Genomic DNA, 8,927 nt, shown 5'->3' on the forward strand with positions numbered 1-8,927 from the left:
GGGCTGCCCGTCGGCGCCGAGCTTCTCCGGCGGCACGTGCCGGACGTGGATCACCGGCCACCCCTTGGCGCGGAACAGGTCGAGCAGGACGCGCGCTTTGCGCGCCGCCTCGACGCTGCCGACGAGCGGCAGGCGGCCGCCCTCGAAGTAGAAGTTCTGGACGTCGATCACCACGAGCGCGGTGTCGGGCGCCGCGGGGGCGGGCGCGGGCGGCGTCTGCGCGAAGGCGGCGCCGAACGACGCGGCGGCGAAGGCGGCGACGGCGAAGAAGGCGGCGCGGAGCAGCGGGGCGCGGTGCAGCGGTGCGCGGAGCAGCGCGGTGCGGTGCGGCGCGGTGCGGGAGGTGCGAGGCGTGTCGGTCATCGCTCTATTCCTTCGCGGGCGCGGCCGGCGGCGGCTCGACCGGCGCCGGCTCGTGGGCCTTGCGTCCGTAGACCCGCTCGTAGGCTTGGCAGTTGGGGCAGACGGAGCCCTCGATCGACTTCACGAACCAGAAGGCGAGGCCGCGCTGCTTCTTGCGCGCGTGACTGCAGACGGGGCATTCGACGCAGCGCTGCGCGCGCTTCAGGTCTTGCTCGCTGAACTGCTGGTCGCTCATCGGCGCCTCCACGGAACGTCCTCGATTCTATCAGCCCGGCGAGGGGCCTCGGCGCCGTTCGCGCCGCGCCGGAGCGCGTTCAGCGCCGCGGAACGGCGCGGCCGCCGGCGCGGGGCAGCAGCGCCCCCTCGCGCAGCAGGCGAAGGTTGACGGCGGCGGCGACGTCGTTGGGGTCGCGGGCGAGGGCGGCGCGGAAGGCCGTCTCGGCTTCGGCCGCGCGGCCGGCGAGGGCGAGGGCGTAGCCGAGATTGTTGAAGGCGCGGCCGTTCGACGGCGATTTCGCCGCGACGTCCCGCCAGAAGACGACCTCGTCGGCGTAGACGAGGTTTCGCCGGCACGTTCCCCAACCCATCGCGAGGAGCAGCGCCGCGACGGCCGCGAGCAGGACGCGGGGCGCGGCGGCGCGGACGCGGCCCGTCGCCTCGGCGCGGACGGCGGCGAGCGCGCGTTGCGCGAGCAGCGCGACGAGATAGGCGACGGCGAACAGCGGCAGGTAGAGCTGGCGGTCGTTGACCACGTCGAGCCGCGCGAGAAGCGAGTTCGTCGGGGCCAGCCAAAGCAGGAACCAAAGCGGCGCGAACGCCAAGCGCGGCCGCCGGCGCAGCGCGGCGAGCGCGAGCGCGACGAGCGCGGCGAGCGACAGCGCGGCGAGAAGGCGGACCGTCGTCCAGCCGGGCGCGGACAGCGCGGGGTCGGCGTTCAGCGCGGGCCAGAAGACGATCTGCCGCAGCAAGTAGGCGAGGCCGTCGAGCTGCGCGGCGAAATTGTCCAGCGGGCCGCGGAGGGCGAGGCTCGTCGCGGCGAGGCGGCTGTACGTGCCGCCGGCCGCGGCGAGGGCCAGCGCGGCGCAGAGCAGCGCGAGATGCGGGGCGAGGGCGCGCAGCGCGCCGAAGCGCCGCCGCGGGCGCGCCTGGACCGCCGGATCGACGCGCTCGAGCAACAGCAGCGCGAACGGCAGCACGGCGACGTACTCCTTCGTCGCCAACGCAAGGGCGAAGAAGAGCGGCGAGAGGATCCGCGCCGCGCGCCCGCCTTCGCCGCTCCGCGCGCGCAGCCAGCAGAGGGCGCAGGCGAGGGCGAAGAGCGCGGCGAGGGACGTCGAGCGCCCGGAGACGTAGGTGACGGCCTCGGTCTGCGCGGGATGGAGCGCGAAGACGAGCGCTCCGACGAGCGGACCGAGCTCCTCGCGCCACGCGGCGCGCGGCGCGGCGCGCGAAACGCCCGCGGCGGGCGCGTCGGACGAAGCGAGCGCGTCGAGGCCGGCGGGCGCGTCCGGCGCGGCGGCGCCCGTCCGCAGCAGTCGGCGCAGCAGCGCGAAGACCAGCAGCGCGGCGCCGAGGTGGATCGCGACGTTGACGGCGTGGAAGCCGAACGCGCCGATCCCGGCCTCGTTGCCGAGGGCGTAGCTCAGCTTGAGGACCGGGCGAATTCCGGGCATCGACGCCCAAAAGGCGGAGAGCGACGCGACGCGCCGCTCGTCCACGATCACGGCCCAGTCGTCGAACTGGAACGAGGCGCCGAGCGCGTTGGCGTACGCGGCGAGGACGGCGACGCCGAGCAGCGCGCCCGCGGCGAACGGCCCGTCAGCGGCGCCGCGCATCGAGCGCCTCCTCGAGCATCGCCGCCGCGGTCCACCAGCGGTCGGGCGCGCCGAGCAGCACGAGCAGCGCCCGCCGCGGCGGCCGCTCGACGAAGGCGACGAGGCACGCGCCGGCGCGCGCCGTGTCGCCGGTCTTGACGCCGCGCGCTCCGGCGAACGAGCCGAGGAGCGCGTTGGTGTTGCGGAAGCGGAGGACGCGCCTGTCGAGCGTCTTGATCGACCCTTCGCGCCGCGCGACGGCCTCGGCGATCTCAGGGCGCTCGAGCGCCTCCGCGGCGAGGCGCGCGAGGTCGCGCGCGCTGGTCGTCTGCCCGGGCGCGTCGAGGCCGGTGGGGTTGGCGAAGTGCGTGCGCGAGAGTCCGAGCGCCGCGGCGCGGGCGTTCATCGCCGCGACGAAGCGCGTCGCGTCGCCCGCGGCGCTCTCGGCGAGCGCGACGGCGGCGTCGTTGGCGGAGCGCACGAGCATCGCCGTCAGCAGGTCGGAAGCCCGCAGCCGCTCGCCGGCGCGCAGCCCGAGCGCGGCGCCCCGCTGCGCCGCGGCGCGCGGCCCGACGACGACGACCGCCGCCGGATCCCAGCCGCGCTCGAGGACGACGAGCGCGGTCATCAGCTTGGCCAGCGAGGCCGGGGCGTGCGCGCGGTCGGCGTTGCGTTCGGCGACGACGGCGCCGTCGGCGAGAAGCAGATAGGCGTCGGCGCGGGCGCGGGGGAAGAGGTCCTGCGGCCCCGGCGCGGGCGACGCCGCGCCGCAGGCGACGAGCAGCGCGAGCGCCGTCGCCGTCCGCGTCGCGAACCCGAGGCTGAGCGGCAAGCGAGTCCCCTCCGACACTGAAAGGCGCGCGCCGTCGGGCGCGCGCCTCTCCTGTCCGCGACGTCGCGGAAAAACGATCAGCGGCCGAAGATCCCTTTGAGGACCTTCTTCGCCTTGTCCTTCGTCGTTTCCGGCTGCTGCTGGGGTTGCTGCGGCTGCTGCTGGGGCTGCGCCTGCGCGCCCCCCTTCATCTCCGAGCGCGCGTACTGGCCGCAGAACGACTGGTACTTGGAGCCGGCGAGGGCGGTGTAGCGGCGGCCGGCGCACTCGCGCTGGGCGATCGCCTGCGCTTCGGCGGGACACTCGGCGGCGACGAAGTTCAGCCCCTCGGCGTCCCCGTTCGCGCCCGCGGCGCAGGCCTGCTTGTGGAACTGCTCCACCGTGCCGCCGCAGAACGCGGCGGACTGCTTGGTGCCCGGCATGCCGGAGAGGGCGTCGAGCTGCTTCACGCCGGCGAAGCCGACCGGCGTGCCGAAGCCGGCGCAGAACGCCTTCTTCTGCGCGGGCGAACTGCACATCGCCGTCTCGCCGACGAACATCGTCGCCGAGCCGTTCCGCGCCCCCTCGGCGCACCCCTGCTCCATGGCGGCGCCCGACTGGGCCTGGGCCTGCGCGGCGCGCTTCTCGAACGTGCGGCGCTGCTCGTCCACGTCGCACTCGCCGCCGAGCCGCTTGCCGTCCATCTGCATGCTCATCGTGCCTTGGTCCATGGTCATGTTGAGCGTGCCGGAGAAGGCGTCGGGCCCCTTGAAGACGATCTCGCCGTTGGCGGTGGCCTTCGGGTCGGTGCAGACCATCCTCCAGGTCATGCGGTTGGGGAGCGGCGCGAAGCTCGTCACCTTGCAGTTGTTCTTCTCGGATCCCGGCGGTTCCTTCCAATCGCCCTTCGGCTTGCAGAACTTCACGGTCGTCGCCGGCATCGTCATGCCGCCGAACGTTCCGCGCGTGGTCATCTGCCAGTACTCGCCCTTCTCGCCGCCGACTGCCGGCGCCGCGGCGGAGGCCGTTCCAAGCGAGAGCGGGACGAGGATCAGAGCCGCGGCGGCCGCGGCGAGCGGAGTCTTCATGGATGCGTGTCCTCCCGGAGAAACGAGGGCGGCCTCCCGCCGCCCTCCTCTCTGTCCCGCATTCTAAGGACAAAAGCCGCCGCGTTGAAGCGGGCCGCGCCGCGCGCCCGGATGCGTCCCGGCGCGTGCGGGCGCGCCGCGCGGGGGCGCGGCTCTCCCGTCCGTGAGGACGCGCGACGCGCCGCCGCTCGAGACGCCGCCGCCTACGCGCCGCAGGCGTGCGGCCCGTGCGGTCCGTGCGGCCCGTGGCCGTGGCCGGCGCAGGCCATGTCCGGCGTCGCCTCGCTCAGGGTCCCGGCCTCGTGCGCCGCGAGCGCCTCGGCGACCGTCGTCGGCGCGCCGAGGAGGACCCGCACGCCTCCCGCCTGGAGTTTCATCATCGCGCCCCGGCCGATGCCGCCGACGACGACCGCCTCGACGCCCTGGCCGCCGATCGCGGCGAGCGGCTGGCACATGCCGTGCTGGTGGTGCGCGTTGCGGTTGTCGATCGTCCGGAAATCGCCGGTCGCGGTGTCGCAGAGGGCGAAGAGCGGCGTCGAGCCGAAGTGGGCGCTCACGGGGCTTTGGAGCCCTTTGTCCTCGATGATCGGGATGCAGATCTTCATCGCGTCTCTCCTTGTTCGGGCGGACGGGCGCGGCGGCAGGTCGTCACCGGCCCTCCTTCGATGAGCAGCGCCTTGCCGCAGACGACCGTCTCGGCGAGCTTGGCCCGCGCCGCGGCGAGGATCCGCCCGAAGGTCGGGCGCGAGATCCCCATCCGCAGCGCGGCCTCCTCCTGCTGCAGCCCCTCGCGGTCGGCGAGGCGGATCGCCTCGAACTCGTCGAGCGTCATCGCGACCTGCTCGAGGTCGCGCGCCGGGATGCCGGCGGGCTTGAAGACCGCGGCGATCGGCGCGGCGCCGACGCGGCGGAGGCAGCAGGGGCGGGGCATGGGCGGTTCTCCGACGTGCTCGTTATGAACGTATGCTCACAATGCCGCGCCCGCAAGCCCGCCGGAAAAAAGAAGGGCCCGGCGTCGCCGCCGGGCCCTCTCCGAAAACGCGGTCGCGCCGCGGCGTCACCAGACGCGGCAGGCGTTCTCCCGGACCATCGGCTGCCCGGCCTTGCAGGAGAAGGCCAGGCGGAAGAAGTCCGAGTTGGAGACGACGCCGTTGACGCGGAAGCGCCCCGGCGAGTGGACGTCGGTCATGGCGAGGACGCGCGACGCCTCGGGCGTCACGTTCTGGCACCAGACCTGCGCGTAGCCGAGGAAGAACCGCTGCTCCGGCGTGAACCCTTCGAGCGTCGCCGGGATGCGCGACGGATCGGCCTTGCGCGCTTCCTGCATGGCGAGGAACGACAGCAGCACGCCGCCGTTGTCGGCGGTGTTCTCTCCGAGGGTCATCTTCCCCTTGAGGTGGACGCCCTCGATCGGGGAGAACCCTTCGTACTCGTCGGCGAGGCAGTTGGTGCGCTTCTCGAACTCGGCCTTGTCGGCCTCGCTCCACCAGTTGGAGAGGTTGCCGTCGCCGTCGAACTTCGCGCCCTGGTCGTCGAAGCCGTGCGTCAGTTCGTGGCCGATGACGGCGCCGATCCCGCCGTAGTTGGCGGCGTCGTCGCGCACGGCGTCGTAGAAGGGGGCCTGCAGGATGCCGGCCGGGAAGTTGATGTTGTTCTCGGACGAGCTGTAGTAGGCGTTGACCGTCGGCGGCGTCATGTGGAACTCGGTCTTGTCCACCGGCTGGCCGATCTTGCCCAGGTGGCGGTGCGTCTCGAACTCCGCCGAGCGCCGGGCGTTGCCGACGAAGTCGTTGCGCGCGATGGACAGCTTGCTGTAGTCGCGCCACTTGTCGGGGTAGCCGATCTTGTTGGTCACTGCGGCCAGCTTCGCGGCGCCCTTCGCCTTCGTCGCGTCCGACATCCAGGCGAGCGACTTCAGGTCGGCGCCCATCGCCTTCTCGACGCCCTGGACCAGGGCGAGCGTGCGCGCCTTGGCGTCGGCGGGGAAGGCCTTGGCGACGTAGAGCGGGCCGAGCGCCTCGCCGAGCGCGCCGTCCGTCGCGTGGACGCAGCGCTTCCAGCGCGCCTCGGGCTCCTTCTGCCCGCGGAGGTACTTCTCCCAGAAGCCGAAGTTCTCGGCGACGAACGGCGAGGAGAGGAGACCCGCGGTGGAGCGGAGGTACTTCCAGCGCAGGTAGGTCTTCCAGTCGTCGAGCTTCGTCGTCTCCAGCATCCCGTCCACGGCCTTGACGAAGTCGGGGTTCGAGACGTTGAGCGAGTCGAACTTCGGCGCGCCGACGGCGGCGAAGAAGGCGCCGTAGCCGAAGCGCGGGGCGAGCTTCTCCAGCTCGGCGACGGTCATCTTGTGGTCCACGTTGCGCGGATCGCGGCGGGCGGTGCGGTCCATGTTGGCCTTGGCCAGCGCCGTCTCGAACGCCATCACCGCCTGCGCCTCGGCCGCCGCGGCCTCGGGGGCGTCGCCGGCCAGCTCGAACATCTTCTGGACGTGCGCGACGTACTTGGCGCGCGTGTCCTTGGACTTCGGGTCTTCCTTGAGGTAGTAGTCGCGGTCGGGCAGCGTGATCCCGCCGTCCGAGAGGTCGGCGATCTGGACGCGCGCGTCGTGCAGGTCGGCCGAGGCCGAGAAGCCGAAGAGCGCGCCGCGGACGCCGGTGCGATGGAGCCGCGCGATCTCGGCGACGAGCGAGGCGCGGTCCTTGACCGCCGCGATCCGCCCGAACTCCTCCTTGAGCGGCGCGGCGCCGGCGGCCTCGACCGCCTTCTCGTCCATGCAGGCGGCGTAGAAGTCGCCGACCTTGCGGGTCCGCGGATCGGCCTTCGGCCCCGCGGCCGCGGCCTCCTCGAGGATCCCGCGCAGGACGTCGAGGTTCCGCTCGGCGAGCTGGTCGAAGCGGCCCCAGCGGGTCTTGTCGCCGGGGATCGGGTTGTTCGCCATCCAGGAGCCGCAGGCGAACTGGTAGAAGTCGACGCAGGGATCGACGCTGCGGTCGAGGGCCTTGACGTCGATCGTGGGCGCGGCGGCCGGCGCGCCCGCTTGCGCGAACGCGAGCCCGGCGGCGCACAGCGCGACGGCGATGATCGGGAGAGGACGCATGCTGCCTCGCTTGGGTGGGGGGACGGCGGGAGTTTAGCGCAGCCGGCGGCGCTAGGGTCGCGGCGCCGTCGGCGCGTCGCGCCGCGACAGGCGGGCGACGAGGTCGGCGGGCCAGTGGGGCAGCGTCGGGTCGCCGAGCTTCGTCGCCGCGGCCTCGTAGGTGCTCAGGAGGCCGCGCGGATCGCAGTACGCGGCGACCGTCCGCTCGCGCCCGTAGGCCCGCTCGATCGTCGAGGCGACCGCGTAGCCGACCGTGTACCAAAGACCTTGGTTCGGGTAGTACCGCATCGCGGTCTCGCTCCGCTCCTTGCCCGAGATGCGGCCGTCGGCGACGCCGGAGATGAACGCGGCGAGCGTGGCGGCGTTCTCCTTCACCTGCGCCGCGTCGCGGTCCCAGCGCCCGCGGTCGGCGGCGGAGGTCGTCGCGCTCGGGTGGACGTCCGGCCCGCCCGCGGCGGCGATCACCGCCAGCCCTTCCTCGAGGCGGCGGACGTCGACGACGGCGTTGCGCGACGCTTCGGGCAGCGCGGCGAACCAGGCGTCCTTGCTGAAGTCGCAGGCGGCGTCCATGCCGAAGTGGAGCAGGTCGTGCGCGAGGCCGTTCTCGAACTGCGCGACGCTCTTCGCGGGATCGAGGTAGTCGAAGATCACGGGCCTCTCGCCGTCGAAGTAGACGAAGCTGTTGGTGCGCGGCTTCACCACCGGGTAGACCCGCGCGTCGATCGTCGTTCCGGGCGGCAGGTAGGCCGCGGCGCGGCGCCGCGCGGAGTCCGTGCCGAGGGCCTTCCACGCGTCAAGCGTCCGGCGCAGGTCGGCGAGGCGCGCCACGGTCTCCGGCGCCTGCAGGAACGTGCGGAACTCGGCCCGGTCGAAGGGACGCTTCCTCTCGCGCTCGCAGGCCTCGAGCTTGCGGAATCCCTCCGTGGCGAAGAGCCGCTCGAACTGCGCCTCCGAGACGGGGCGTCCGGCGGCGCGCGCGGCGACGATGTCCAACGCGGCCTCGGCCTCGCCGGCGTCGAAGAGGACGCCGGACGCGGCGGGTTGGGCGGCGCCGGCCGCGGGCTCGGCGGCGTCTGCGGAGGGAACGGCGGCGCGGGCGGAGGGAGCGGCGGGGAGAAGGCAGAGCGTTCCGAAGACGACGACGGCAGAAACCGCGATCTTCATCAAGATCTCCGATGTCAGCGGAACGGCGCGGCGAGGAGGCGCGCGGGGAGCATGACGAGCGCCCAGACGAGCTTGAGCGCTCCCTCGACGGCGATTCCGAGGATGCGGAACGGCAGAAGAAAGAGCCAGACCAGCGGGTAGAGGACGAGCGCCAGCAGCGCGAGCGGCCAGCAGAGGACGAAGAGGATGCACCACAGCAGGAACTTGACCATCGGGCGGTCCTCCTCCGAACGACGCGGCGACATGATCGCGCGCTCGGCGGCGGCCGCGCAGGCCGCAACGGCGGACGGCGCCCGCGGCGCGACGAACGGCTCGCGCCCCGCGGCTCGCGCGCCGCGGCGCGATGCTCGGCCCTCCGCCCGCGGATCGCGGCGCGATTCTCGCTCCGCGCCGGCGGATCGCGGCGCGCCGCGACCGTCGTTCAGTTCTTGGTCGCCGCGGCGAGCATCCGTCCCATCGTCTGGACGCGCTCCTGGTAGTTGGCCTGCACGCGGGCGGCGAGCCCGTCGAAGGCGCGCATCTCGCCCTCGAGCACGATCCGCTCGACCTCCGGCGCGGCCGAGGCGAGGAACGCGTCGAGGTCGTGCGCGAGC

Annotated in this window: 10 protein-coding genes; all 10 read right to left on the reverse strand. The window is 73.4% G+C overall.

From position 1 onward, the window contains the following. The coding region (locus LLG88_10805) for an isochorismatase family protein (protein MCE5247390.1) at positions 1-363 on the reverse strand (363 nt) is incomplete at its 3' end. Positions 364-367: 4 nt separating this feature from the next. Further along, positions 368-598 carry a hypothetical protein gene (locus LLG88_10810; protein MCE5247391.1) on the reverse strand — a complete coding sequence of 77 codons (231 nt, stop codon included), beginning with the start codon at positions 596-598 and terminating at the stop codon, positions 368-370. Between the two features lie 79 nt (positions 599-677). Beyond that, positions 678-2,198 (reverse strand): hypothetical protein, encoded by a 1,521-nt coding sequence (locus tag LLG88_10815; protein MCE5247392.1) that lies wholly within the window; start codon positions 2,196-2,198, stop codon positions 678-680. Beyond that, on the reverse strand, positions 2,182-3,009 hold the full coding sequence (locus LLG88_10820; protein ID MCE5247393.1) for a serine hydrolase: 828 nt from the start codon (positions 3,007-3,009) through the stop codon (positions 2,182-2,184). Before LLG88_10820 ends, LLG88_10815 begins: the two co-directional genes overlap by 17 nt. Before the next feature lie 77 nt (positions 3,010-3,086). Further along, entirely contained in the window at positions 3,087-4,076 is a 990-nt protein-coding gene (locus LLG88_10825; protein MCE5247394.1) for a DUF3617 domain-containing protein, read from the reverse strand. A 203-nt stretch (positions 4,077-4,279) separates the two neighbouring features. Then, complete coding sequence (locus LLG88_10830; protein MCE5247395.1) at positions 4,280-4,681, reverse strand: NifB/NifX family molybdenum-iron cluster-binding protein; 402 nt, start codon at positions 4,679-4,681, stop codon at positions 4,280-4,282. After that, entirely contained in the window at positions 4,678-5,007 is a 330-nt protein-coding gene (locus LLG88_10835; GenBank protein MCE5247396.1) for a DUF134 domain-containing protein, read from the reverse strand. Before LLG88_10835 ends, LLG88_10830 begins: the two co-directional genes overlap by 4 nt. Positions 5,008-5,133: 126 nt before the next feature. Next, positions 5,134-7,170 (reverse strand): M13 family metallopeptidase, encoded by a 2,037-nt coding sequence (locus tag LLG88_10840; GenBank protein MCE5247397.1) that lies wholly within the window; start codon positions 7,168-7,170, stop codon positions 5,134-5,136. A 51-nt stretch (positions 7,171-7,221) separates the two neighbouring features. Beyond that, a complete protein-coding gene (locus LLG88_10845; GenBank protein ID MCE5247398.1) occupies positions 7,222-8,334 on the reverse strand; it encodes a hypothetical protein in 1,113 nt (370 codons plus the stop codon). Positions 8,335-8,348: 14 nt separating this feature from the next. Next, positions 8,349-8,546 (reverse strand): hypothetical protein, encoded by a 198-nt coding sequence (locus LLG88_10850; protein MCE5247399.1) that lies wholly within the window; start codon positions 8,544-8,546, stop codon positions 8,349-8,351. Positions 8,547-8,927 lie beyond the last annotated feature (381 nt).

The sequence above is a fragment of the bacterium genome (assembly GCA_021372775.1).
GTDB lineage: Bacteria > Acidobacteriota > Polarisedimenticolia > J045 > J045 > JAJFTU01.

Excerpts from the sequence above, each read along its gene's own strand:
- LLG88_10810 (MCE5247391.1), bottom strand. The coding sequence starts at position 598 with ATGAGCGACCAGCAGTTCAGCGAGCAAGACCTGAAGCGCGCGCAGCGC.
- LLG88_10815 (MCE5247392.1), bottom strand. The coding sequence starts at position 2,198 with ATGCGCGGCGCCGCTGACGGGCCGTTCGCCGCGGGCGCGCTGCTCGGC.
- LLG88_10825 (MCE5247394.1), bottom strand. The coding sequence starts at position 4,076 with ATGAAGACTCCGCTCGCCGCGGCCGCCGCGGCTCTGATCCTCGTCCCG.
- LLG88_10830 (MCE5247395.1), bottom strand. The coding sequence starts at position 4,681 with ATGAAGATCTGCATCCCGATCATCGAGGACAAAGGGCTCCAAAGCCCC.
- LLG88_10835 (MCE5247396.1), bottom strand. The coding sequence starts at position 5,007 with ATGCCCCGCCCCTGCTGCCTCCGCCGCGTCGGCGCCGCGCCGATCGCC.
- LLG88_10840 (MCE5247397.1), bottom strand. The coding sequence starts at position 7,170 with ATGCGTCCTCTCCCGATCATCGCCGTCGCGCTGTGCGCCGCCGGGCTC.
- LLG88_10845 (MCE5247398.1), bottom strand. The coding sequence starts at position 8,334 with ATGAAGATCGCGGTTTCTGCCGTCGTCGTCTTCGGAACGCTCTGCCTT.
- LLG88_10850 (MCE5247399.1), bottom strand. The coding sequence starts at position 8,546 with ATGGTCAAGTTCCTGCTGTGGTGCATCCTCTTCGTCCTCTGCTGGCCG.